Below are 25584 nucleotides of genomic sequence, written 5' to 3'. Positions count from 1 at the left end.
ATCTTACATTAATCATTTGAAACAACAACTTGTCCTAGTGGACGATTCTTCTCCATTACGTACTCATGAGCATCCTGAATCTGATCGAGCTTGAATACTTTGGCAATTGGAATTTGTAAATGATTCTTGTTGATCAAGTCAAACATTTCATTTACTAAATATTGATCAACGTTAGTCGAATCGTAAACTGTCGCAAATTTTCCGGCTAAGTTTGTGAATGGATCAAATTCCTTCCATATCCACTCACCATTTACCATTCCAACCAAACTGTAGAATCCACCTTGGTTTACGTGTGACAATGTATCGACAGAAGCTGATACACCAACTAAATCGATGGCATTATCATACCTTTTATCAGTTTGAAGCTTGCCATCTTTATCTAAGATCACATCATTGGCACCCATTTTTGTGAGTTCTGGTTCACGTGCAGATTGTCTAGTAGTGCTGCCAACTGTGAGTCCCATAGCTTTTGCTAACACTAACGCAGCCATGCCGACACCAGTTGTACCACCACGAACTAATAATGATTGTCCTTTAGCCAAGTGCATTGATTTCAAAGCACCAAATGCTGTATAAAATGTTTCAGGAATACTTGCCAGTTCAGTCCATGAGCCATCAAAATCGACTGGATAAACGAAGTTATTTGGAATCAATGCATATTCTTGATAACTTCCATCAAAGGCACGACCTAATCCACCATTGAATGAAACAACCTTTTGGCCTTTTTTCAGATTACTGTTTTCTGCTGGTTGATAAACTTCACCAACAGCTTCAACGCCAATTACTCGTGGAAACTTAACTGATGGAGAACCGCCTTCACGTGTCAACACTTCGTATCTATGAACTGTGAATGCATGAATTTGGATAACCGTCTCATCTTTAGTTGCTTCTGGAATTGGACGTTCCTTAATGTCTAAAACCTCTGGCCCACCGGCTTTTTCAATAACTACTGATTTCATATTTATTACCCCGCTTTATTTATTAACTGACACAAGCATAAACTGTACCGTAACGTAACAGTCAAGTTATTATCAAATAAATTATTATTGACTGTCACCAAACGTTATAGTTTACAATTAAATAGTCGTAGCAATTGGAAATATTTTTCCAATGTTAAAATGAAATTAACTTTAATTATAAGAAGGTAAATTATGGGAATTAGGCATAAGAACTATATTCCGGATAACATCGAAGTTCGCGGAGCAAATGCCAATAACTTGAAGAATCTTGACATTGACATCCCACTGAATTCATTCGTCGCTATCACCGGGGTTTCAGGTTCAGGTAAATCTTCATTAGCAATGGATACCATCTACTCTGAGGGGGCAAGAAAGTATCTTAATGCGTTATCAACATACACACGTCGTCGAATCACCCAAGTCGGTCGTTCAGATGTTCGTGAAATAAAAAATCTACCATCAACAATTGCATTAAGACAACGTCCTACTGTTCCTGGTGTGCGTTCGACTGTTGGTACCATGACTGAAAGTCTGAATATTTTGAGATTAATGTTTTCACGTCTAGCTTCAGTTGAATGTCCAAATGGGCATCGACTCGATCCTACTTTAAAAATTTCTGAAATGATGGACTTACCTGGTAATGACGATGAGATGGGTATGATAACTTGTCCTACTTGTGGGGTCAAATTCATGGTCTTCGGCGCTGAAGATTTCGCCTTTAACTCAACAGGTGCTTGTCCTGAGTGCGAAGGTACAGGAGTTACCAGAGTATTGGACCAAGCCAAAATAATTCCTGATGAGACTCTTTCTATTAAAGATGGAGCTATTCGTTCATGGCGTCTACCTGGTCGCTCGCTTCAACAATCACTAGCCGAAAAACTTGGAGTCAGAATTGACGTTCCATTCAAAGATTTGAATGATAAGGAAAAAGATATCATTCTCCATGGAAAAGGCGTTAAGCGTGAATTGATCGTGCCCACCTCCAGTGGTAAAGCCTTTAAACTAAATTCTCTATACGAAAATGCTTTTGCTGCCGTCGAGCACAGTTTAAAGACTGCCAAAAATGAAAATACTTTAAAACGTCTCTCGAGATTTTATGACATCAAACCCTGCCCAGTCTGTCATGGAAGCCGTTTTGATCCTAAACTATTCACTAACCAATTAGTTGGCAAAAACATAGCTGAAGTCAGTTCATTAACAATCAGTGAACTCCAAAAATTTGCTCAACAAATTCTGGATTGGTTACCTGATGAAATGCAGTCACTTGGCAAGAATTTAGTTAACGAATTACTTGATCTTCTTTCACCAATCGATGATTTGGGACTAAATTACCTTTCATTGAATAGAGCTGGTAATAGCCTTTCAACTGGTGAATTGCAACGTATCCAGCTTGCTAGAACAATTCGCAATCAAATGACCGGCGTTTTGTATGTGCTGGATGAACCAAGTGTCGGATTACATGCGGCCAATGTAAATGGGTTGATCAAAATTCTCAAAGAACTAGTCCGTTTAGGAAATTCATTGATTGTTGTTGATCACGATACCAGCATTATTGCTGCCGCCGACTACGTTATCGAAATCGGTCCCGATTCTGGTGCTGATGGTGGCCGCGTTATTACGGAAGGGACCGTTGACGAGATCAAGAAAAACACCAACTCAGTAATCGAACCTTACTTGACTGGTACCGGCAATATCATCAGTCACAAACCTTCCAAAGACATCTTTGAAAAAGGAGAAATCAGTGTTGGCATCAGTGACCGCTTTAATATTCACAACATGCATGCTAAATTCGCCAAAGAAAGACTTAATCTAGTTTCTGGTATGTCTGGATCAGGTAAAACTACTTTGATTTTCGACAGCCTTATTCCTGCCTTGAAGCATGAAATTGATGGCGATCCAATGCCAAGTTATGTCAATGAAATCGATTCGGGCAATATCAAAAATGTGGTCACAGTCGACTCAGTACCAATCGGTAAAAATGTCCGTTCAACTGTCGGTACCTACACAAAAGTTTTCGACGAGATTCGTAAATTATTTGCCAAAACAGACGCTGCCAAAGCTAAGCATTTTACTGCCAGTCATTTCTCCTACAACAACAAGGAAGGTGCCTGCCCTAACTGTGGTGGTACCGGTGTAATTACCCTTGATATCCAATACCTGCCGGATATGGTGGAAACTTGCCCTGTCTGTAACGGTGACCGTTTTAAGAAGGATATTCTTGAAATAAAATGGAATGGGAAAAACTTGGCAGAAATATTAGACATGTCAGTCAAAGAGGCAATTCCATTTTTCAAAGATGACACTCGTATCCATAACATCCTTGAAGTACTAGATAATATTGGACTAAGTTACTTAAAACTTGGTGAAAGCACCCCTACTCTGTCAGGTGGAGAAGCTCAGCGTTTAAAGCTAGTAACTTATATGAAGAGAAATCAAAAAAACCAATTATTTATTTTCGATGAACCAAGTGTCGGATTACATCCAAAAGATGTTTCAGTTTTGATCGATGTAATGGACCAATTGATTGAAAACCATGCGACAGTAATTGTCATCGAACATGATTTAGATTTAATTTCAAACGCTGATTACATTAATGACCTCGGCCCTGAAGGCGGAATAAACGGTGGAAAAATAATTGCCACTGGAACTCCTAAAGATATTTGTTACAATAAAGAAAGCGTTACCGGAAAATATTTGAACCAACATTTGAATCTTTTTGGGTTACTCTAAAAATATTGTTTTAAGGGGAGAGTACAATGAAAATTAATGCAAAATTAGCTATTGTTTCTACCGCATTGGCATTATTTAGTATCGGAATCACGACAAATAACGCTTCTGCAGCAGCTAAGGCTAAAAACATGGTTTCTGTGGAAAAAGAAATCAAGAAAGCTTCACCAAAACACCCGATCATTTTTTCACATCGTGGTAGTCCATATAATAGTCCCGAACATAGTTTTGCTGGTTATGACCATGCAATCAAAGATGGTAGCCAATTTATCGAACAAGATGTTTGGCTAAGTAAAGATGGAAAACTTTACGTAACTCATGACGATAATTTGAAACGTACAACTGGACACGACATCAACGTTTCCACTTCTACTTCAAAGCAATTAGATAAAGTTAAATTAAGAAACGGTGAACCAATTCACCAACTAAAGAATGTTTTCGATCACTATAAGAAAAACGTTCATTACATCATTGAAGCTAAGAAGAATGATGGTGACAATACTGATACTGAAAAAGCACTTGCTACACAATTAGATAAATCAAAGATGAACAACAACGTTATCGTCCAAGATACTGATGTTAATGGTATCGAATTGATGCACAGCTTCAAGAAACAAAAAGATGTTCCATTCTTATGGTTAATGGAAGCTAGTGGCGAGGATCAATATCTTCAAGAAATTAAAGGTGCTCCTAAGTACATCAAGTTCTTATCACTTGATGCTGAGCAAGCTACTCCTGCTATTATGAAGGCAATCAACAAGCGTGGTATGCTTTCTGATTTATGGACTATTAATACTTACAACGATACTTATAATGCTGTTAAGGTTGAAAAGACAGATAGTTTGTTTACTAATAATACCAAGGAAACGAAGCATTTGGTTGACGATTGGAAATAGTGTTTGTCGTTGACTGCCGTCTGGAGGTTCCGTACTGAGGGGTCGTCACGCCATGGGCAAGCCAATGAGCCTCAGTACGGTCTCATTTGCTTGCCTTCTTCTAATTCAGGCTATTCGCCTTCATAAGAAGAATCTCACGGCGTTTTACCCCGCTGTACTCCACCTCCAGACTAGATTGGTGAAAAATAAATTTCCAATCTAGTTTGGCTTCGTTAGGTATCTGCTCCTTCTTAATAGAAGTGAATTCATTAATACACACAAAAAAGGTTCAATTCAAAGTATTGAAAATACAATGAATTGAGCCTTTTTTTCTGCATTTTATTATCTACTATTCATAGTCGCCATCATTTTTCTTAAATTTGTCCCGATTCTTCTCGAAAAATTCTGCGTACACTTTTACTTCAGGTAATTCATACCACTTCTTTATTTTAACTGGCACGGAATCTAAATCGTAGATTTTTGCGTAATCTAATGATAATAGAAATGGTGAATGTGTGGCAATTATGAACTGACATTTGAAGAATCTTGCACTATCATTTATAAATTTTACTAGTTCTTGTTGTTTTGCTGGTGATAAGGAATTTTCTGGTTCATCTAATAGATAGAGTTGATTTTCTTTAATTCTTTCCGCGAAGAAATGCATTGCGCTTTCTCCATTTGATCTTTCAGTTACATTTTTCTGGAGGTGTTCGCGTGCATATCTTGATTGAGTTTTTCTTCTCATTTCGATGGTCTTCTTTAATTCATCATAATCATCTAAACTTCGAAATTTGAAGTCACCATATTTATGATCCAGATAATCTTCAAAAATTTCTTCTCGGCGATTATCAATTCCTTGATTCAAAGCACGTAAATTCAACATGTAATTAAAAATTTCATCACTGGTAATCATTGAAGAATTCTCAGGTAACAATTTATGTGCGGTATACGAACACATCCCTAAATAATTTTCAAAAAAGCGGGCACGATTGTATAAAGTCCCACGTTGCAAACGAAGTTTCTCAGCAATAATATTCAACAAAGTAGATTTACCAGATCCGTTATCACCATAAATTATCGTGACAGGTTCAAATTCAAAATGATTGATTTCCTTGTTGGGAAAAATTTGAAACGGATAATAATCAGAGGATGCTCGACTTTTAAGGAACCGAAAAAAATTCCATTCCCTATCTTCATCAGGCAAAGTAAAATCTTCTAAATAAATCATCAAGTCACCCCCAACAATAGTTGTTTTAATCATACCAAATGTGTTCCAAAAAAAACGAACCCAGCTCATAAATTAAATGAGTTAGATTCGCTAACTTGTTTTTAAATATTTAAGAAATAAGAATAGTAACCTCTCCATAAATAAAAAATGTGGAGTTTCAGTTACTACATTAACAAAATTGGACCACTATCTAGTCTGGAGGTGGAGTACTGCGGGGAGCCAGCCGTGAAATGTATCTTAGCTCGGCATGGGCCGAGGTTAGATACAGGTTGTAAAAGTAGACCGCGTTTTGGCTACCTTTTCAACCCATGGCGTTCCGCCCCCGCAGTACGTAACCTCCAGACGGCAGTCAAAAACTATTAAAAATCAGTAGTATCGGGATCCGTTGCAACTCCAGCCAATCCATGAAGTCCATCAATAACCTTCATATCTGCATCAGAAACTTCGAAATCAAAAATATCCGTATTTTCTTTAATTCTGTCGGCGTGAACTGACTTTGGAAGTGGTAAGAAGCCATGTTGTAATGACCAACGTAATACTAGTTGAGCAACAGACTTGCCATACTTAGCAGCCATATCTTTCAATTCTGGGACTTGGAAAATTTTACCTGTGCCAAGTGGGCTATATGCCTCACTCAACATCCCGTGTTCATTGTTATATGCAACAACATCTGGTTGTAAATCACTAGGATTCAAGAAGATTTGGTTGACCATTGGTGCGACTGTGGCTGTCTTCAAAATTTCATCCATGTGGTGTTGTCTGAAGTTTGAAATACCGATTGCTCGTGTCTTTCCTTCTTTTAACAACTCTTCCATCGCACGCCAAGTTTCGGCATTAACTTCTTTCCAGTTGTCACGGAACTTAACTGGATTTGGCCAGTGGATCAAATATAGATCAACATAATCTACACCTAATTCTGACAATGACTTATCCATGGCTTTCTTAGTTGATTCATAGCCATGATCATCGTTCCAAAGCTTGGTTGTTAAGAACAAGTCATCACGTTTGATACCTGATGCTTTGATTCCTTCACCAACGCTATCTTCGTTACCATATGCGGCAGCAGTATCAATGTGATGATATCCAGCTTCAATGGCTGATTTAACACTTTCCTTGGCAACTTCTCCATCTGGAGTTTGCCATGTACCGAATCCTACGATAGGAATTTCGACACCATTACTAAGCTTGTATGTATCAGTTAAACTGTTCAAATTTGTCATATTGTACTCCCTCTCAAAAGTTTACTCATTAATCATAACAAAATGCTTAAAATTTTAACAAAATTATGGCACGCTTTTCCTCATGACCAATCAAAAACTTTTGAAATTAATTGTTGTGGTTATATGCCAAAACAGTCAATGGAGCGAAAATCACAACTACTAATAATCCAAATAACAATACAAGTAAAGCTTCGTGTGTCAATGTTCCGGTCGCTAATATCTGACGGATTGCTGTAATGACGTAAGTGATTGGATTCATGTATGCCAAGAATCTCATTACGCTATTTAATGAATGAATGGGAATAAATGCATTTGATACGAAGGTCAAAACTAACATAATCATTAATGAAAAACTTTGTACGGTCGATGCGCTTTTTGATAGTAGGCCTAATAATGCGAAGATCCATGACATTGACCAACCTGTAAATACTGCTAATAACGCACAAACTAGAACGCTACCAAAACCTGTTTCTGGTCTCCAACCTATTAAGTATCCAGTTGCTAACGAGGCTGTTGCAGCAATCACTAATCGTAAAATATCAGCAAAAAGTTGTCCAGCTAATGGTGCAATGTGAGCCATTGGTAATGATTTGAATCTATCGTAAATACCTGAATCTAAATCTTCTCTAATTTGTGAACCTGAGCCTGATGCTGCCGACAACATTGCTTGCATCAATATTCCGGGTACGATGGTTGGTAAGTATGCTTTGACACTTCCTGAAATTGCTCCACCAAATAGGTAACCAAACATGATCATAAACAAAACTGGTTGAATGATTACGTCCATGAGTCTGTCGGGATCATGAATCGTCTTCAATAAATTGCGGTAAGCCATGGTACTTGTATTCATTATGATGTTTCCACTGTGTTTTTGTACGTCCATTTTTCTTTCTCCTACTAATTAATTTTTACCAACTGTTAAACTCATGAAGACATCATCTAAAGACGGCTCTTCAACGACTAGATGACTGGTTGAAATATTGTCCTCATCCAAAGCATTTAAAACGGCAACTAATTGATTCTTTTTATTTAAAATCAAATCAACTTTGTTATCAGTGACTTTAGGGTTCAAAGAAAATTGTTTATTCAACATATTTTCTACTTCCTGGATTTTTCCATCATCATCGACAACGAATTTCAACTTAGTACCACCAACGCATTGTTTCAGTTCTTCAGGTGTTCCAATTTTTACAAGTTTCCCATGATCGATAACAGCAATCCTATCTGCCAATTGATCAGCTTCATCCAAATATTGTGTAGTTAAAATAATTGTTGAACCTTGTTTTACAAGTTGACGAATGGTTTCCCACATTTGTAATCTGGTCCGTGGATCAAGCCCGGTAGTTGGCTCGTCCAAGAATATTAATGCTGGTCTCGTTATCAAACTGACTGCCAAATCAAGTCTGCGTCTCATACCTCCTGAGAAGTCTTTCAAATTCTTATCGGCAGAATTCTCTAATGAAAATTCACTTAATAGTTCTTCGGTACGTTGCTTTGATTGTGCTCTGGTCAATCCATTCAGCCTGGAAAAAATCATCAAATTCTCTCTGGCAGTGATATCTTCGTCAACAGATGCGTATTGACCAGTCAAACCAAACATCGATCTGGCGTCCTTACCTTCTTTGGCTGTGTCATGCCCAAAGATTTTGATAGTCCCTGAATCCTGTTTTAACAATGTGGTTATCATTCTTAAAGTAGTCGTTTTACCGGCACCATTAGGACCTAACAGGCCAAATACTTCACCAGGTTTTACATCGAAAGAAATATCATTGACGGCGATATTATCACCGAACTTCTTAGTTAAGTTTTTTATTTCAATTGCATTTTCATTTGTCATAAGTATTGCCTCTTACTCATAATTTTTAATCAGGCTACCTGATTAGTTTCGATTATAAGGGCACCTGATTAATTAATCAAGTACCCTGTCTTTATTTTTTCAAAACAATCAGTATAATGATTCTTGGAGGCTGATCTCATGCCAAATATAACTAAACAAAAAAATGCAACAAGTAAACTCATTGAATTCAATATGGTTCGTCATATTGCTGAAGATGCCACTCGATTAGGACATTCCGACTACGATGACAATCAACCATTATTCAAGGGTCAAGGTAAAATCCTATTAGCCCTTTCACAAGAAGATGGACTTTCCCAAAAAGAATTGGCTGACAGATTAAATTTAACCGCCCAATCCACGGCCGAATTTGTCGGTAAACTGGTCAAAAAAGGTTTCGTCACTAAGGAAAAATCTCAACAAGACAAACGAGTTGTGATTATTAAGATAACTGATTCAGGTAGAGAAAACGCGCAAACTGCTACGGCTGAAATTCCCGATTATATAAAATCTCTCACTGATGAAGAACTTGATCAGCTTTCAGCGTTATTCACCAAAATCAATGCCAACTTATATGAACAGATAAAAGCTACCAATCCTACTTGGTTCAGTAAATTCCACAAAACAGTCACCGACACGGTTCGTGATTGGTTTCTATAAACAAAAAGTGTCCTCTGAGAACAATTCTCAAAGGACACTTTTTTTACATAATATATTTTTACTTCTCGATCCCTTTTCCAGAATACTCATCGATCAGGATTTGTTTCAATTCTGCAATCAATGGTTCTTTTGGATTAGCGAAGGAGAATTGATCTGCGAATGCTAATTCTGATAAGTCTTCAAGTTTTGCATCAAATTGTTTTTTATCGATCCCGTTATCTTTAAGACTTAATTTAACCCCAACGGAATGTGCTAATTCAACAATTTTAGCAATCAAGGCTTCTTTTAATTCTTCATTTGTAGTTCCTTGTAATCCGATGTATCTAGCGATTTGCGCGTAATCTTCATCGGCTCTGAAATGCTCATATTTTGGCCACATAGCGATTTTTGTTGGTTGCTTAAAGTTATACCTAATAACCTGTGGCAATGAAATGATGACTCCTAATCCATGTGATACGCCAAACTCGTTGTTCAAGACATCAGCTAGTGAATGTCCAACACCTGCAAAGGCATTTCCGAATGACATCCCTGCTAACGTTGAAGCATTGTGCAATTCACCCATTGCATCGACATCGCCATTGTAGGCTTTTTGTAAATTATCAACGACAAGTTTGAAAGCCTGCATTGCATATGGTCTGGTGTAATCAGAAGCCATATTTGAAACGAAGGACTCAACTGCGTTGTTCAATACTTCTAATCCAGCGATGGCAACGATATTCTTTGGCATTGATTCAATGAATTGTGAATCAATAATTGCTACATCAGGTGTCAAAGCATAATCTGCAATTGGATATTTAACTTGTGTCTTAGAATCTGTAATTGTTGAGAATGGTGTTACTTCTCCACCAGTTCCAAAGGTTGTTGGAATAGCAACGAATTGAGCTTTTTCTGGCTTAGGGAACTTGTAAGTACGTTTTCTGATATCGATGAATCCTTGCTCAGCTCCGAATAAGTCAACATCTGGATGTTCGTAGAATAACCACATATCTTTAGCGGCATCCATTGTAGATCCACCACCAAGTGAGATGATTGTATCAGGCTTGAAGATATTCATTTGAGTAACTCCACGTTGGACCATATCTGTTGATGTAACTGCTTCTACATCAGAAAATAGTGAATATTCAACTTCATGTTTTCTACGTTTTAATTCATCCAAGATCGTATCGATATATCCAAATTGAACCATCACTGGATCACAGACGATGAATGCTCTGTGGATACCTTCCATGTCTTCCAAGTAACGTACTGAAGTCTTTTCAAAGTATACTTTAGGTTGTTTGATCCATTGCATGTTATTTCTCCGTCTGGCAATCGTTTTGATGTTAAGTAGATCGAATGACGATACGTTGTGAGAAATTGAATTCTTACCCCATGAACCTGTTCCTAAAGTAAGTGAAGGAATCATTTCATTATAAAGATTTCCGATACCACCGATTGCTGATGGTGTGTTGACCAAAACTCTAGATGCTAACATCTTCACACCATATTCTGTGGCTAACTTTTCATCCATGGTATGAATTGAAGCAGTATGTCCAAGACCACCATAATGTAATAATGCATCTGCTAATTTTAAGGCTTCAGCGTGATCCTTTGATTTATAAACTGAGATAACTGGTGAAAGTTTTTCTCCAGATAATGGCTCTTTTGAACCAACTTCTGAAATCTCTACACCGATTACTTTGGTATCTTCTGGAATCTTGATTCCAGCTAATTTAGCAATTTTTAAAGCTGAAGCACCAGCAATTGGTCCTTTAACACCACCAGTTGGTGTAAACATTGCATCTGCTAATGCCTTATGTTCACTCTTTTTGATAAAGTAAACTTTGTTCTTTTCCATTTCTTTTTTAACTTCTGCGTAAATATCTTTATCTACGATGGCACTGTTTTCTGAAGCACATACCATTCCGTTATCAAATGTCTTTGAGAGAACGATATCATTTACGGCACGACGGATATTGGCTGTTTTTTCGATATATGCAGGTCCATTACCAGGTCCAACACCAAGTGCAGGTTTACCTGTTGAGTAGGCTGCTTTGACCATTCCGGGACCACCAGTAGCAAGAACACTTGCGACTCCATCATGATTGATCAAATATGAAGTTGCTTCCAAACTTGGTTTTTTGATCCATTGAATAATTCCATCAGGTGCACCGGCTGCAATTGCTGCATCTCTCATTACTTTTGCGGCAGCAACTGAACAATTTTGTGCTTGAGGATGGAAACCAAAAATAATTGGATTACGTGTTTTAACAGCTATCAATGATTTGAAAAGAGTAGTTGATGTTGGATTAGTAACAGGTGTTACACCAGCTAAAACTCCCAGTGGTTCTGCGACTTTGATCAAGCGGTGTTCTTTGTCATCTTCAATGATACCAACTGTCTTGTCACGCTTGATTGAATGCCAAATCTCTTCAGTCGCAAACATATTTTTGATGACCTTATCTTCAGTAACACCACGGTCAGTTTCTTCATGAGCTAGCTTGGCTAACTTTAAACTAGCATTCAATCCGGCAATTGCCATTTGATGAACGATATGATCAACTTGTTCCTGAGTATAATCGTCCATGATTTTTAAAGCTTCATGAGCTTTAGCAACCAAGCCATCGATCATTGTACTGACATTTTCTTCATCGGTTGTTTTCTTGTTCTCTTTTAACATTGTAAATCCTCCAAAACATTTTATAGTTTGTTAAATTCTTCACGTTATTTATTTCACAACCTATAATATCACGGAAAAAAATTAGTACAAGTATTTTCACTCAAAAAATGTAAATTAATCTTATGAATACGTTTTCATTAACATAATTATTATTATGTGTTGATTGAAGCCCCGCAACATAGTGATTTAATATTAACGGTTTGTAAACGGTTACATTATTCTTACATTTGAATTGTTCAAAATCACTAGTGTTATATTTCACAATATAGACTAAAAAAAGAGTGATGATCGATGATCATCACTCTTTTGATATTTAATTATTTTTCAGTAGCTGCGATTTTATCTTCGTATTTGTTTACGATAGCATTGATCAAATCTTCATCCTTCAAACCTGTAACTTCAGTTACAACTTCTTTAGGTGTTTTTTCGCTAAGTTTCTTTTGAAGATCGACACTCTCTGAATCTTTAGGTTCATCAAATGTTAACATCATTCCTACTGTATCCAAAAGTACGCTATAGTCCAAATTACGTTCCTTTAGTTCACGAATAGGACGGATAAATCTTTCGTCATATCCTAACTTACGAATTGGTGTACGACCAACTCTAAGAATATCATCTGAAATATATTTGTTTTGGAAACGACTCAAAATCTTGTCTTGATATGCTTTGTGTTCTGCAGGGTCAAAGTTCCACTTGTGAATCAATAGATCACCAGTTTCCTTCAAAGCACCCTTAACTTGGTCTAAGACCTTGTCATCTTGGATGGCATCACCAATTGTCTTATAACCAAGATATTCTCCTGTATAAGCAACTGTGGCGTGTCCTGTATTAACTGAGAACAATTTACGTTCGATGTATGGTTGTAAGTCTTTAACATATACAACTGAATCTAGTTTGATTTCTGGATGTTTCATTTGTGATTCATCAACGACCCATTCCTTGAATGGTTCAACTGAAACAGCCAATGGATCTTCGTGATGTTGGATTGGCACGATACGGTCAACGGCAGCATTAGGGAATCCGATATATTCATCAGCAAATTTCTTATCTTCGTCTGAAAGGTGTTTGTATACTTCACCTTTCAAGAATTGACTACCACCGATCATGTTTTCACATGCTAGAACATCCAATGTAGTTGTGTTGTTGTTTGCTTTACGTGCACTGATTCCTTGAGCAATCAAGTCAGCGATGAATGGCAAAATCTTTGGTCCAATAGCTGTTGTGACCATATCTGTATTTTGAATAGCTTCGACAACTTTTTCTGGATTGTCTTTGTTATTGATACCATCAACATTTTCAACATGAATCTTCTTGTGACCTTCTGCGGCTAGTTCAATATCATATTCATGACGTGAATCTAGTGCGTCAATAATTGTTGAGTTAACATCAACGAAATGAATTGAAAATCCGTTTGATGCTAATGTTTCTCCAATAAAACCTCTACCAATATTACCTGCTCCAAAATGTACTGCGTTGTTCATCCTAATCAACTTCCTTCAATAGATTAATAACTTCATCTTCTGATTGAGCATCTGCTAGTTTTTCGACATTTGTAATGTCACTGCAGAATAATGCAATTGATGATAGTAATTGCAAATGCTCACCATTCAAACCTGCGATACCAAATACAACGGTAACTAATTTTTCATCAGCTGGATCATCACTGAAGTCAACACCCATTGGATATTGAATAATTGAGATACCAGTTTTCTTGATGAATTTTTTACCATCCTCTGTACCATGAGGAATAGCTATGAAATTACCCATATAGACTGAAACGTCACGGTTTCTATCTATCATTGAGTCGATGTATCCTGGTTCAACATATCCGTTGTCAACTAACGTTTGACCGGCTTGTTTGATTGCATCTTCTTTAGTTTTTACCTGTTGATTCAGCTTGATAAGGTTCTTATCTAAAGCCTTCATCACGTCACTTCCAATCCTCTTGTTTAATTACTTCTAAAAATAACTTGGCTATCAATTGTTTGACCTGACTGCTGTTTCCCTCTTGATACGTCTGTAAATTTAATTCGTTATCTATGATCGAGCTAGAAATACTTCCTAGGATCGTACTGCTGAACTCTGTTACGTCTTTTGGTGCGACCATGAATAGACAACGTTTCAGTTCCATACTTTTTTGGTCCATCCCTTTGATAAGAATCGCAGTGGATAAATCATAAATTGCAAAGAATGGCTTTCTGACACCTTCATTAGTGGTATGGATCAATGCCATCGTCGTTCCTGGTAGTCCAACGGGAGCCTTCTGCATTCTCTGATACAGCGCAGTCGCTACCATATCTGGATCAGAAACAATTTCTGGTCTTAATCTACGTGATAGTAAAAGCAATGTTTGTTGTAAGTTGAACATACGATTATCGATTTTTTCAACAGCAACACGATCAAGAATTTGATGTGCATCTGCCAAATGCTCGTATAAATCATCCAACTCACCTAGTGCATTTTCACTATCAATAAATAAAGGCTTACTCTCACGGACCTCGACCACTCCGAACCTATCACTTAGAAATGTTTTGATTTCTTGTATTTCATTTTTCAATAGCAAGGGTGAAATTACTTTATAAGGTAATTTGAATCCAGGTAGAAAAATCGTAGACAGGATAATATCAAATTTTTTCAAATCTAAATGGTTCAATTCAGCAACTCGAGATACATGATAGTGGCTGATTTCTGGAACAGTTTTCTTCAATCTACTTTCCAAAACTTTGGCAGTTCCAATTCCATTCGCACATACAACTAATGCTGAAATTGGTTTAGCTTGCCGCTGCTGTTCAAACGATGAAGCAAAGTGAATCAAAATATATGCTGCTTCACTATCTGAAACTTGATCATCGAAAACATCATTAGCAGCCTTTTGGACTTGCTGATAAAGTTCCGGATAATTATTGGTAACATTTTGTAAGACAGGATTATTTATCTCAGGCAAACTGGAAACTTGTCGTTTTAAAGCAGTTCCAATATGTGCCATCAAGTCTTCAAACAACGTATCATCAGTCTTGAAATCATATCCAAAATCTGTTGAGACTTGTTGGATCAAACTTCGTACTGAATACGAAAGCTGTAAGTCATAATCATCTTGCAAAATATTATTTGATATCGAAAAACTCATTCCTTGAATTTGTTGAGCCATAAACTCTAGCTCCATTAAAGAAATACGATTACGGATCTCTTCATCAAATTCGTTGTATAAATCAATTGCCACTCGTTGATATTTGAAGATGGAACTTTTATCAACTTGTTTGAATTCCCCTACTAATTTATTGTTCTCAATTCTTTTAGCAGAGACTGTCAAAATAATCAGCAATTGTTTTAGCTGACTATCAGACAAATTTGTAAAATCACTTTTAACACGACTTTGTATCGCCTTGTTTGCTTGTTTTAATAGATGGAAATCTAATAGATTTATAAAATACTGTGAACTGTTTGACGAGATAGTCTTGGGGTTATCAAGATGGTTAACGAATTCGAAAAACTCGTATTCGTTGATCTCACTCGATAATATTCCACTCAACACTCGACGAACGTTACTTTCCTTACCTTCAACCAAAATACCCTTAGCTTTGATTCGAGAAAGAGTGAGTTCATACTCATTGAATATTGGCTCAATTGTTTTCAAATCTTGCGTTATCGTTGTGGCACTGACCTCAAATTCATCTGCCAATGCTTGCGTAGTAACAATATCCTCAACTGTTAAAAGCTTACATACGATTGCACTCTGTCTAGTCGCAACAGAAGTTAAAATAGTTTGATTGTTTGAACCCGTCAGGACCTTGCGCAATTCCTCGAAACTATCTTCGCTACCAACGAGATGATATAACCCGTCCATCTTTGTAAGCTGGATCGCCAAACGAGCAAGTGTAGTTTCCAAACTAGACAACTCACGGTAAATAGTTCGACGACTAACGTTTATACCTTTAGTTAAGTCGGAAATGTTTAATCCTTGTGGATTTCTAAGTAAAAGTAATGTTATCTCTGATTCACGATTTGATAAATCCATCTATTTTTTCATCCCTGCAAAATTTATTTCATTTCAGAAATAAGTTTATCATACTCAGGGGCATCCATTAGATTATCAACAACGAGAACTTGAACGTTCTTGAATGATAACTTGATACGTTTTGCAGTATCACGACTAGCAATAACTAGGACAGAATCTTCATCGTCAACTTCACCAACTGAAATATGTTGAACTTTAACATTTTCAATTCCGGCTTTCTTCATATTGTCTTTGAAGATCGAACGACCCATTGTTGCTGATCCAACGTTTTGATCATGATGGATAAAGTCAATTGTGTGAATCTTTGTAACATCGATATTTTGTAAACTATCGTCCTCTTTAGCAACTTCTTTCTTATCAGTAGTTGCTGTTTCCTCGGGCTTTTCTGTTTCTGTAGAACCTGATACTTCTTTAGTCTTCAAACCAGCAACGATTTCATCGTACTTAGGTGAATTCAAGAAGTTTTCAACTGCAACGTGCACAGCTGATGGAGTCTTAGTTAATGCTCGGTCAGCTAATTCGTCTTGTGTAACAACTAGTAGGCCTTGCTCATCTTTCAAATTGTTAATAGCTGTATTTGTAACTGATAAGTCCAAACCAGCTTTCTTAACTTTATCTCTCAAAATTGAAGCACCCATTGCTGATGATCCCATTCCGGCATCACAGGCAAAGATAATATGGTTAACTTCATTTGCTGTTGCTAAAATTGCTTTGGCATCATCTGTTGATGCTTGTGTACCTGATGCGTCTGCAGAAGCTTGTCCTTTAGCTGATGCTTTTTCACTAGACAAGGCTGCTTGACTAGCAGCTAAGTCACCATCTTCAGATTTATCTCGTTTCAAAATTACCATTGAAATCAAGAATGAGACGACGGTTGCTGCTGTGACACCGACTAAAATACCTATGTAATTCCCGATACCTTTCGGAGTCATTAATAGGATAGAAATGATTGAACCTGGTGAAGGTGAAGCTTTCAAACCTGATCCAAAGAGACTAAACATAAATGTACCTGTAACACCACCACCGATAACTGATAAGAACAATGCTGGTTTCATAAGTACGTATGGGAAGTAGATTTCATGAATACCACCAAAGAAGTGAATAATGGCAGCACCTGAAGCACTACTCTTGGCTGTTCCTTTACCAAAGAACATAAATGCCAACAATACTCCAAGACCTGGACCTGGATCTGGTTCTAGCAAGAATAGAATTGATTTACCAGCTTCAGCAGAAGCTTGAATTCCAAGTGGAGTTAGAATACCTTGATTAATTGCGTTATTTAAAAATAGGATTTTTGCTGGTTCAATAACCACGTTAGCTAGTGGTAATAAGTTATGAGCAATGATCCAGTTAACACCTACAGCTAAAGCTCCTGATAATGTTGAAACCAATGGTCCGATTCCGAAGAATCCGATGATGGCTAAAATCATACCTAGAATACCGGATGAGAAGTTATTAACTAACATTTCAAATCCTTGTTTAGTTCTAGGTTGTGCCCATGCATCAAATTTCTTGATACACCAGCCACCTAATGGACCCATTACCATGGCACCGATAAACATAGGAATATTAGTACCAACGATAACACCCATTGTGGCGATTGCACCGACGACACCACCACGGTGACCGTCAACTACATTACCACCTGTAAAACCGATCAATAATGGTAATAAATAAGTAACCATTGGTGTGATCATCTTGGCTAGTTCCTTATTAGGTAACCAACCTGAGGCCATGAATAAAGCTGTAATAAGTCCCCAAGCAATGAATGCACCGATGTTCGGCATAACCATTCCGGAAAGTTTGCTACCGAAACGTTGTAACTTTGTCTTTATAGAAGTCTTTTCTTTAGTTTCTGACTTCTTCTCAATATTGGAAGTTGCTTCCATATATTTGACACCCCTTTCAAGCACTTTAACCGCTTACAAGAATTAGTGTATACGCTTTCTAAAATCTCATCAACGAGAGCTTTGGCACAAAATTCTATGACAAAGTTTTGTCTAGACCAAAATTTTGATGAAAATCTTGACAGAATTACTGAAAGAAATTATAATTGGACTATACCAAAGTTAAAGAGCTTTTAAATTTGAAAGGGGAATTACATCGATGAAAGTAATCGTAGCAAATAACAATGACGTAGCCGGCAAAAAGGCTTTTGAATTAATTAAGGAAGAAATGGACAATGGTGCTAAGGTACTTGGCCTTGCAACAGGTTCAACTCCAGTTTCAATGTACAAATATATGGTAAACAGTGATGTTGATTTTTCAGGAATGACATCAGTTAACCTTGACGAATATGTAGGCTGTGCACCAGATGACGAACAAAGTTACCGTCACTTCATGCAAGTTAACCTATTTGATAAGAAACCATTTGCAAAAACATTCGTACCTGATGGTTTAGCAAAGGATCCAGAAGAAGAAACAAAACGTTATAACAAAGTGATTGCTGACAACCCAATCGACCTTCAAGTATTAGGTCTTGGTCGTAATGGTCATATCGGATTCAACGAACCAGGTTCTCCTTTCGATGTAGAAACAAGAAAAGTTCCATTAACTGAATCAACAATTGAAGCAAATGCACGTTTCTTCGACAACGAAGAAGATGTTCCTAAGTTTGCTTACTCAATGGGAATTGGTTCAATTCTTAAGAGCAAAAAGATCATTCTTATGGCTTTCGGTACAGAAAAAGCTGACGCTGTTAAAGGAATGATTGAAGGTCCTGTTACTAACGAATGCCCTGCTTCTGTTCTTCAACAAAAAGATGATGTAACAGTTATCGTTGATACAGACGCTGCTAGCAAGTTGGCCGATTCTTCTATTGATGAAAAAATCAACTAATTGTTTTGATTTAAGCTTCCGTTCACTTCGATGTGGATGGGGGCTTTTTTGTTTGTTTTGCTATGGACTTCCGCCTGAAGGTTACAAACCAAGGGTCGTCACGCTGTGGGCAAAAGGCAAGCCTAAAGGCGGTCTTGCCTTATTGCCTTCTTCTAGCTCCGGCCTTTGCCGGACCAAGAAGAATCTCACTGCGTTTTGCCCTTGGTTTTCCACCTTCTGGCTAGATTGTTAACATAAAAAATTGAGTCACTTCGTTCCTCCCTGCTGCATGGATGCATTTAGTTGATTTTGGGGGGTTGTTTATCCCACTTCGACTTGAAATTGGTGAACTTGTTTTTACTGCAAAATTACGACAAAAAAAGAGTTGAGAACCAAAATATCAGTTCCCAACCCCGTTCTGTTTACATTTACTATTTCAATAATGAATTGACTCGCTTGTCTAGATGGAGAAGAAAATCGATTTGGACTCAGTAGCGACATTTCACTAAATGTGCTTCGCACATTTAGTGAAAGAGTAAGCTTTAAGATGATTGCGTTTTGTGCAATTAGCTTAAAGTTGCTCCACTACGTTCCCTTCCTCAGTTGTTCGTTGGCGTAGCCAACATTTCAGAAGGTTGCGCACGCGCCGTAGGCGACGTACGTTCCTTAAAGTAAAATCGATTTGCATCCGGAATCGGCATCAAACCATCCTACTCAAGCAATTTCTTTCCACCGAAGAATACTGCACCACCTATAACAGAAGCGATTAAGGTCAGCTTAAAAATAAATTTTAGAAATTTTTTCATAATAAATACCTCACCTGAAATAATTTTTTAACGGAACATTGTCTTTGTTGCACGTGCCATTATCTTTGGATCCTTCTCGTAATGATGCATTGGTGTCATCTGTGATAATGGAATTCCTAAGAATGTGTAAACGGCTCTTTGAGCTGCACGATATGAATACTGCTCTGTAAATACCATATCGAATGGTTGCTCACAGAATTGGCTAATGAATGCTAAGTTCTTGCTGTGCTTTGGAACTACATCTGGACGATCTCCTACTGCACGTTGGTTGAACAATGCGCTGGCATATGGCATGTAAACTGGAATACAGTTGACGATGCTCTCTTTGATTTCATCCATGTGATTACGGATATTATCCTTGGCTGGATCAACTGATGCTAATTGTCCTAAGAACTCGTCTAGAACTTCTTCACCTGTCATTTCGATAACTGGTTTTTGAACAAAGTCACCGTTTCTACGTGGATACATGAAGTAGCCCCATAATACTGTTTCATTTGGTTTTTGTGCGTGGAAATGTGGTTGATGGTGAACAACGATTGACATTAATGGTGAACTGTCGATCCAAGTATTCAATGCATTACCTGGTTGTTGCTGTGTAATTCTAGCGATGTTTTCCAAAAGCAAATGGTTGTTTGTTGTAATTGTGAAACTGTACCATTCACTTTGAGTTCTGTCGTTGAAGAATTTATCAGGTTGTCCTAATGAATAGAACTTGCTTGCTGCTTTCTTCCAAAGCATGGCACTTGGAGCATATTCCATATTTTCGACAATTGGTTTGTCCCAGTCACCGATAGATGAACTATCAGTGATTGACCCATTAGTGTCGAAGACCATATCGTTTTCGGCAATATCAATGTGTCCTTCTTTATTATCGTTATCGACTTCTTCGTATTTGATTCCGGTAACAACAATATCGTCTTGCAATGCTGTGTCCTTGAATTCGAGATCTGTTACTTTACGGTTATTAATAAATGTAACTCCACGATCTTCCAAGTATTTACGCATTGGTAAAATTAAACTTTCATATTGGTTGTAAGGAGTTCTTGTTACACCTTCCAAAGTATTGATTCTGGTAAATTCAAGAATCATACGGTTCATGTAACGACGTAACTCCATGGCAGAACTTGCACGTTTAAATGCAAATGTTGTTTGCCACATGTGCCAGAAGTTCGTGTTCCAGAAATGAGGAGTACTACTCTTGAACCACTCTTCAATACTGATATTATTCAATTTCTCCTCGTCTTTTTCTGGCATCAACATCAATTTAGAAAGCAACATACGCTCCTTATTATTGAATTGCATATGTCTATAATTATCTTTACCAGGATTGATTCTTGGACCGTTTCGATCAATCAAACGTCCAACATCATGTGTTGGATGTGCGTGGTCAAAATTCAAAATATCGTCAGTTACTGTTTGGCCAGGATTGTCGAGTGAAGGCACAGATCTCATTAAATCCCATAAGTTTTCGTATGTTTCCTCATTAAGCATACGTCCACCTTTTGCTAAGAATCCTTTAGAATTGGATAGTGCTTGATTACTATATTCATCTTGATAGTCTGCCACCGCAGCACCATCATTGGCACCGTGCTTTTCCAGACCCATCATTGTAATTTGGTCACCCTTAAATCCACCGTCTCTGATCAAGTAAATTCCGGCAGCTAGATTACCGACACCTGTACCGATCATATATGCTTTTCTTGTCATAAAGTACACTCCCTTTCGAGGTATCTCTTTCAAGTAAAATATAATCAATATTTTTATGAATGTAAAGGCTTTCAATAAATAAAAAATTAAAAAGTTAAAAGTATGTACTTTATTTTTTGATTTTTGTATTTTTGGACAAAATAAAAAAGATTCGACATTTTGTCGAATCTTTTGTTTATTTAGATAATCTTAAAACATCACGGACAATCATCAATTCTTCATCAGTTGGAACAACTAGGCATTCGATAGCTGAGTCGTCAGCACTGATTTTACGCAATCCTTTACCATTTTCGTTTGCGTCTGAATCAACTTTCACACCCATGTATTCAAACTTCTTCATGATTAAATCACGGATCCATGAATTGGCCTCACCCATACCTGCAGTGAATAGGAGAACATCAACTCCACCCATTAGTGCAATATATGAGCCAACATATTTAACTATTCTGTTAATAAAGATATCAATTGCAAGTTGTGAACGTTTGTTTTCGTCCTTAGTAGCAATTAAATCACGCATGTCAGGAGATACCCCTGAAATACCTAGTAGACCAGATTTGTTATTCAAAATATCGATCATGTCTTGAGGATCTGACAACTTGAGCTTGTCCATCAAGAATGCAAATAATGAAGGATCGAGGTCACCTGAACGACTACTCATTGTGATACCAGCTAGTGGTGTGAATCCCATTGAAGTATCAACTGATTTTCCACCTTGAATAGCATCGATCGAAGCACCACTACCTAAATGCATTGAGATAATTCTTAAATCTTCGATTGGTTTACCTACAAATTCAGCAGCACGTTTTGAAACGTACTTGTGACTTGTTCCGTGAGCACCAAATTTACGAACTCCGTATTTTTCGTAGTATTCGTAAGGAATACTGTATAGATAGTTAACAGGATCCATTGTTTGATGGAATGATGTATCAAAAACAGCAACTTGTGGCACATCTGGTAGGATATCTTGGAATGCCTCAATACCGACTGCTTGACCAGGATTATGTAATGGAGCAAACTCTGCCAAATCCTTGATTTGTTGTAGAACTTTTGGAGTTACTAATGCTGAGTCTTTGAAAATATCTCCACCGGCAACTACACGATGTCCAACACCAGTTATTTCAGAGTAATCACTAATGATGTTAAGGTCTAACAAAGTCTTCAACATCTTATTAACAGCTGTTTTGTGGTCAGGGATATCTCCGATTTCACTAGTCTTTTGTCCATTATATTTTACTTTGAATTCAGAGTCTGAAAGTCCTAGTCGATCGACCATACCTTCTGCTATTACAGTTTCATCAGGAACTGAATAAAGCTTCCATTTCAAAGTTGAACTACCTGAGTTAACTGCGATAATTTTTGCCATTTTCGTCACCTATCCTTTAAAGTTATTACTTGCCCAATCTCTAACTTGATTTCTAAATCCTTCAAATTCCTTAACATTGTCAGTTCCTGGGATTGTTCCCATGAGAACGTTAGATGCCTGCTGTGCTTTACCACCATGTTTTTGCAAGACTACAATTGCCTTTTGAGCTTCCTTCGAAGCAAACAAATTGCCTGGTAAATCCAACACTGCTTGCAAATAAACATTAGAAACCATCCAAGCTGAAAGTTTCTTAGCTTGATCTGTTTGGAATATTGCTGATGGAACTATAAAAATACCAATTCCACCATCATTCAAATTATTCATTGTTTGTTCTATCAACAAATGATGAGCATAGGAATGTCCCTCATCTGCCTTGGTCTCAAATTTAGCCGCATTGTCGTCAACTGGATAATATCCAACTGGTAAATCAGCGATAGCATAATCGATATCAGTGATTTCCCATTCAGCAATTCCATCTTGATGATAAGCATCCAAATTCAAATTCATCACTTCAGAAAATGATTTAGCTAAACCAACTAAAGTCTCGTCATTGTCAATCCCGGCAGCGTTGATTTCAAAGTCACCCGCCAAATTCAATTGATCAATAAATTCTATCAAGAGGTTTCCAGTACCAATAGTAGGATCAATTAAATTGATTTTCTTTTGACCACTTGCGGTCAAAATCTCGAAAGCAATCAAGCTTGCAATCAATCCAATTGTATCTGGAGTCATTAGTTTATTTACTTCAACTTTATCCAATCGTTGTGCTTGAATAATATTGACAGTAATAGCTTGTTTTAACTGAAGCTGCGATAAATTCACGGCCTTGATTTGTGAATATAGTTTTTCTAACTCTGCAACAGATTTTTCATCAGGTGCACCATTCTCTACATAAACCTTGCCATCAGCTAGATTCGTCAATGTTTCCGCTAAGGCATCTGTGTAGGTGCTACTCAATGATTTCTGCAACAAGGTCGAAGCTTGGTTCACAAGGTCATAATAATCTTGCATTTCATTATCTTCTGACATTAAACAACCTCTTTACACATGATATTAAAATTTTAACGTTGATATTAACTTTATTCAAGCGTTTTCATCTTCCAAAAACTTTATATTAGCGGAATTATTCAATTCAGTTCTAATTTTCTGCTTATACCGTTCATCTAGGACCTGATAGTTATGAATCGTTTGTTGAAATCTTTGGTCAGCATACAAAATAACCATGATAGAAATTGTAAAAATAATAATCGTATTTAACAGGACAGTTCCACTTCTTTTATTCTTGAAATTGAACATTTGTAAAATACATTTCCGTTACGATAGCTTGTTTATTTGTGATTTTAAACATTAGATTGTTTCCTATTCTTGAAATTTTGAAGTTAGATAATTTACCAATGATCGGTGAGAATCCACCACCCACGGTCGTCCTTTGAATGACGTTATTACCATTTTTCATTTGAAAATATTTAATAGTATAAGTATTATTTTTTACATCGCTCTTGTGGTAAATCATTTTTTGAGAATCCATTTTGACCACGGTTATATTTGCAAATTCATTTTGAAGCTTCTCATTAATAACGTGCCACCGAATATTTTCACTACTATTGATAACCTTTACCTGATCAAATATTTTTAGACAACTTTGCAAGATACCAATCGTAATTGCTGCTACGAATAATGCTAAAACAGCCTCACTCAACATAAAACCTTGACGCCTACTTTTTAACTTCAAATGATTTACCATCTTGTCCCATGACTTTCAAACCAGTTTCATTTTGAGAAAATTGATACTTATTTCCACCGATGATCATAATGTGCGGAATAGACTTCCCTTTGAGATGCAATAACATAACCTTATGTGCACTAACTCGAGACTCCCAATGATTGATAGTCTGCCGTTCTTGTCCAATGGTTATTGCCAACGTTGCAATGATCAAAATTGATATTACAAAAGAAACTAAGGAATCCAAAAGTAAAAATCCTCGTCGTTTAACCAGCAATCAAAACACCCCAATCCATCTGAACAGTATATTTGTATCTCCTTTTGCTGTTTGTTGAGTCAAAATAAATCGTTTTTGGCGAAGTCTCACCGGATTTGTGCACTTCTAGGTGTTTTGAATTCCCTTTCAGTGTTTCTGGAACCTCTATAGTAGTAGTGCGATTATCGAAAGAAAATATCACCTTAGCTTCCGAAAAGTCTACATAACATCTTTTATTCGTTAAAAAGCTAGAGTTTAAAATATTTTGCCAGTCATCTTCAAATCTTCTGAAGAACATAGCTTCCTCGGTTTTCTGTTGATAATCTTTAACTTGAAGTGTACCAATGGTAATTAGCAAACAAGTAATAAATAAAGTTAAAACCGTCTCTACTAGTGTAAAACCCCTACTTTTTTGACGCTGAATTAATATCATCAACTACCCTGCCGTTTTTAACAATCAACTGTAACTTGTCAGCCTTATCATGCTGTTTTTGGGTAATTAATCCGTTCTTTTGCAGCGACTCTAATGAATCAATTTTAGACGTTTCAGACAAGTCAACCTGTGTCTGTAATGTAGTTCTAAAAGCTTCGTTTGAATTCTCAGTAGCTTTATCTTTTTGTTGACTCAAATTGGGCAATATCAGTAACATCAACATCCCTATAATAAATAGCACAATCACCATTTCAATCAGTGTAAATCCCTTTTTCTTACGACTATTAATTTTTTTAAACATA

The 25584-nt window shown here is 37.0% G+C and carries 21 protein-coding genes; 4 read left to right on the top strand and 17 right to left on the bottom strand.

Annotation, left to right across the window (positions count from 1 at the left end; all coding sequences use genetic code 11):
• Positions 1-8: 8 nt before the first annotated feature.
• Positions 9-959 (bottom strand): zinc-binding dehydrogenase, encoded by a 951-nt coding sequence (locus EKM63_RS04120; RefSeq protein WP_125703993.1) that lies wholly within the window; start codon positions 957-959, stop codon positions 9-11.
• Positions 960-1151: 192 nt separating this feature from the next.
• Between EKM63_RS04120 and EKM63_RS04115 the strand changes: the two genes are divergently transcribed.
• Together EKM63_RS04115 and EKM63_RS04110 are read left to right on the top strand one after the other, a co-directional pair.
• Positions 1152-3689: an excinuclease ABC subunit UvrA gene (locus EKM63_RS04115; protein ID WP_125703991.1), complete on the top strand. Its 2538-nt coding sequence runs from the start codon at positions 1152-1154 to the stop codon at positions 3687-3689.
• A gap of 26 nt (positions 3690-3715) precedes the next feature.
• On the top strand, positions 3716-4582 hold the full coding sequence (locus tag EKM63_RS04110) for a glycerophosphodiester phosphodiesterase (protein ID WP_125703989.1): 867 nt from the start codon (positions 3716-3718) through the stop codon (positions 4580-4582).
• Positions 4583-4910: 328 nt separating this feature from the next.
• Here the strand turns inward: EKM63_RS04110 and EKM63_RS04105 are convergent, their stop codons facing one another.
• The 4 genes from EKM63_RS04105 to EKM63_RS04090 all read right to left on the bottom strand — a co-directional run bounded on the left by EKM63_RS04105 (position 4911) and on the right by EKM63_RS04090 (position 8846).
• Positions 4911-5789, bottom strand: a complete 879-nt coding sequence (locus EKM63_RS04105; RefSeq protein ID WP_125703987.1) for an AAA family ATPase — start codon at positions 5787-5789, stop codon at positions 4911-4913.
• A gap of 359 nt (positions 5790-6148) precedes the next feature.
• Entirely contained in the window at positions 6149-7009 is an 861-nt protein-coding gene (locus EKM63_RS04100) for an aldo/keto reductase (RefSeq protein ID WP_125703985.1), read from the bottom strand.
• A 106-nt stretch (positions 7010-7115) separates the two neighbouring features.
• Positions 7116-7892, bottom strand: a complete 777-nt coding sequence (locus EKM63_RS04095) for an ABC transporter permease (RefSeq protein ID WP_125703983.1) — start codon at positions 7890-7892, stop codon at positions 7116-7118.
• Positions 7893-7910: 18 nt separating this feature from the next.
• The gene (locus EKM63_RS04090) at positions 7911-8846 is read right to left on the bottom strand and encodes an ATP-binding cassette domain-containing protein (protein WP_125703981.1); all 936 of its coding nucleotides are present in this window, start codon (positions 8844-8846) and stop codon (positions 7911-7913) included.
• Positions 8847-8984: 138 nt separating this feature from the next.
• On the opposite strand from EKM63_RS04090, the gene EKM63_RS04085 reads away from it, so the two are divergent.
• A complete protein-coding gene (locus tag EKM63_RS04085; protein WP_125703979.1) occupies positions 8985-9503 on the top strand; it encodes a MarR family winged helix-turn-helix transcriptional regulator in 519 nt (172 codons plus the stop codon).
• Positions 9504-9561: 58 nt separating this feature from the next.
• On the opposite strand, the gene adhE is transcribed toward EKM63_RS04085, so the two are convergent.
• From adhE to EKM63_RS04060, 5 genes are all read right to left on the bottom strand, one after another.
• Entirely contained in the window at positions 9562-12162 is a 2601-nt protein-coding gene (gene adhE, locus EKM63_RS04080) for a bifunctional acetaldehyde-CoA/alcohol dehydrogenase (RefSeq protein ID WP_125703977.1), read from the bottom strand.
• Between the two features lie 317 nt (positions 12163-12479).
• Positions 12480-13643, bottom strand: coding sequence for a mannitol-1-phosphate 5-dehydrogenase (locus EKM63_RS04075; RefSeq protein WP_125703975.1), 1164 nt, complete (start codon positions 13641-13643; stop codon positions 12480-12482).
• A gap of 1 nt (position 13644) precedes the next feature.
• Positions 13645-14088, bottom strand: a complete 444-nt coding sequence (locus EKM63_RS04070) for a PTS sugar transporter subunit IIA (RefSeq protein WP_125703973.1) — start codon at positions 14086-14088, stop codon at positions 13645-13647.
• Between the two features lie 4 nt (positions 14089-14092).
• Positions 14093-16177, bottom strand: coding sequence for a BglG family transcription antiterminator (locus tag EKM63_RS04065; RefSeq protein WP_125703971.1), 2085 nt, complete (start codon positions 16175-16177; stop codon positions 14093-14095).
• Between the two features lie 23 nt (positions 16178-16200).
• Positions 16201-18066, bottom strand: a complete 1866-nt coding sequence (locus EKM63_RS04060) for a PTS mannitol transporter subunit IICBA (RefSeq protein ID WP_125703969.1) — start codon at positions 18064-18066, stop codon at positions 16201-16203.
• A gap of 217 nt (positions 18067-18283) precedes the next feature.
• Between EKM63_RS04060 and EKM63_RS04055 the strand changes: the two genes are divergently transcribed.
• Positions 18284-19015, top strand: coding sequence for a glucosamine-6-phosphate deaminase (locus tag EKM63_RS04055; protein ID WP_125703967.1), 732 nt, complete (start codon positions 18284-18286; stop codon positions 19013-19015).
• A gap of 812 nt (positions 19016-19827) precedes the next feature.
• On the opposite strand, the gene EKM63_RS04050 is transcribed toward EKM63_RS04055, so the two are convergent.
• The 7 genes from EKM63_RS04050 to comGC form a co-directional block, all read right to left on the bottom strand.
• The gene (locus EKM63_RS04050) at positions 19828-21507 is read right to left on the bottom strand and encodes an oleate hydratase (RefSeq protein WP_125703966.1); all 1680 of its coding nucleotides are present in this window, start codon (positions 21505-21507) and stop codon (positions 19828-19830) included.
• Positions 21508-21682: 175 nt separating this feature from the next.
• The gene (locus EKM63_RS04045) at positions 21683-22870 is read right to left on the bottom strand and encodes an acetate/propionate family kinase (RefSeq protein WP_125703964.1); all 1188 of its coding nucleotides are present in this window, start codon (positions 22868-22870) and stop codon (positions 21683-21685) included.
• Positions 22871-22879: 9 nt separating this feature from the next.
• Positions 22880-23899 carry a class I SAM-dependent methyltransferase gene (locus tag EKM63_RS04040; protein WP_125703963.1) on the bottom strand — a complete coding sequence of 340 codons (1020 nt, stop codon included), beginning with the start codon at positions 23897-23899 and terminating at the stop codon, positions 22880-22882.
• Positions 23900-24146: 247 nt separating this feature from the next.
• Positions 24147-24602, bottom strand: coding sequence for a ComGF family competence protein (locus EKM63_RS04035; protein WP_164504900.1), 456 nt, complete (start codon positions 24600-24602; stop codon positions 24147-24149).
• Complete coding sequence (locus tag EKM63_RS04030) at positions 24586-24870, bottom strand: hypothetical protein (RefSeq protein ID WP_125703959.1); 285 nt, start codon at positions 24868-24870, stop codon at positions 24586-24588. The genes EKM63_RS04035 and EKM63_RS04030 overlap by 17 nt, the downstream gene beginning before the upstream one ends.
• Positions 24860-25282 carry a competence type IV pilus minor pilin ComGD gene (gene comGD / locus EKM63_RS04025; protein ID WP_125703957.1) on the bottom strand — a complete coding sequence of 141 codons (423 nt, stop codon included), beginning with the start codon at positions 25280-25282 and terminating at the stop codon, positions 24860-24862. Before comGD ends, EKM63_RS04030 begins: the two co-directional genes overlap by 11 nt.
• A complete protein-coding gene (gene comGC, locus EKM63_RS04020; RefSeq protein ID WP_125703955.1) occupies positions 25254-25583 on the bottom strand; it encodes a competence type IV pilus major pilin ComGC in 330 nt (109 codons plus the stop codon). The genes comGD and comGC overlap by 29 nt, the downstream gene beginning before the upstream one ends.
• Position 25584: the final 1 nt, after the last annotated feature.

The organism is Companilactobacillus mishanensis (assembly GCF_003946505.1).
Taxonomy (GTDB): domain Bacteria; phylum Bacillota; class Bacilli; order Lactobacillales; family Lactobacillaceae; genus Companilactobacillus; species Companilactobacillus mishanensis.
Note: the sequence above shows the minus strand (reverse complement) of the source record. Positions and strands in the feature narration are given on the sequence as shown.

Coding starts and splice junctions, on each gene's coding strand:
- EKM63_RS04120 (WP_125703993.1), bottom strand. CDS start 959: ATGAAATCAGTAGTTATTGAAAAAGCCGGTGGGCCAGAGGTTTTAGAC.
- EKM63_RS04115 (WP_125703991.1), top strand. CDS start 1,152: ATGGGAATTAGGCATAAGAACTATATTCCGGATAACATCGAAGTTCGC.
- EKM63_RS04110 (WP_125703989.1), top strand. CDS start 3,716: ATGAAAATTAATGCAAAATTAGCTATTGTTTCTACCGCATTGGCATTA.
- EKM63_RS04105 (WP_125703987.1), bottom strand. CDS start 5,789: ATGATTTATTTAGAAGATTTTACTTTGCCTGATGAAGATAGGGAATGG.
- EKM63_RS04100 (WP_125703985.1), bottom strand. CDS start 7,009: ATGACAAATTTGAACAGTTTAACTGATACATACAAGCTTAGTAATGGT.
- EKM63_RS04095 (WP_125703983.1), bottom strand. CDS start 7,892: ATGGACGTACAAAAACACAGTGGAAACATCATAATGAATACAAGTACC.
- EKM63_RS04090 (WP_125703981.1), bottom strand. CDS start 8,846: ATGACAAATGAAAATGCAATTGAAATAAAAAACTTAACTAAGAAGTTC.
- EKM63_RS04085 (WP_125703979.1), top strand. CDS start 8,985: ATGCCAAATATAACTAAACAAAAAAATGCAACAAGTAAACTCATTGAA.
- adhE (WP_125703977.1), bottom strand. CDS start 12,162: ATGTTAAAAGAGAACAAGAAAACAACCGATGAAGAAAATGTCAGTACA.
- EKM63_RS04075 (WP_125703975.1), bottom strand. CDS start 13,643: ATGAACAACGCAGTACATTTTGGAGCAGGTAATATTGGTAGAGGTTTT.
- EKM63_RS04070 (WP_125703973.1), bottom strand. CDS start 14,088: ATGAAGGCTTTAGATAAGAACCTTATCAAGCTGAATCAACAGGTAAAA.
- EKM63_RS04065 (WP_125703971.1), bottom strand. CDS start 16,177: ATGGATTTATCAAATCGTGAATCAGAGATAACATTACTTTTACTTAGA.
- EKM63_RS04060 (WP_125703969.1), bottom strand. CDS start 18,066: ATGGAAGCAACTTCCAATATTGAGAAGAAGTCAGAAACTAAAGAAAAG.
- EKM63_RS04055 (WP_125703967.1), top strand. CDS start 18,284: ATGAAAGTAATCGTAGCAAATAACAATGACGTAGCCGGCAAAAAGGCT.
- EKM63_RS04050 (WP_125703966.1), bottom strand. CDS start 21,507: ATGACAAGAAAAGCATATATGATCGGTACAGGTGTCGGTAATCTAGCT.
- EKM63_RS04045 (WP_125703964.1), bottom strand. CDS start 22,870: ATGGCAAAAATTATCGCAGTTAACTCAGGTAGTTCAACTTTGAAATGG.
- EKM63_RS04040 (WP_125703963.1), bottom strand. CDS start 23,899: ATGTCAGAAGATAATGAAATGCAAGATTATTATGACCTTGTGAACCAA.
- comGD (WP_125703957.1), bottom strand. CDS start 25,282: ATGATATTAATTCAGCGTCAAAAAAGTAGGGGTTTTACACTAGTAGAG.
- comGC (WP_125703955.1), bottom strand. CDS start 25,583: ATGTTTAAAAAAATTAATAGTCGTAAGAAAAAGGGATTTACACTGATT.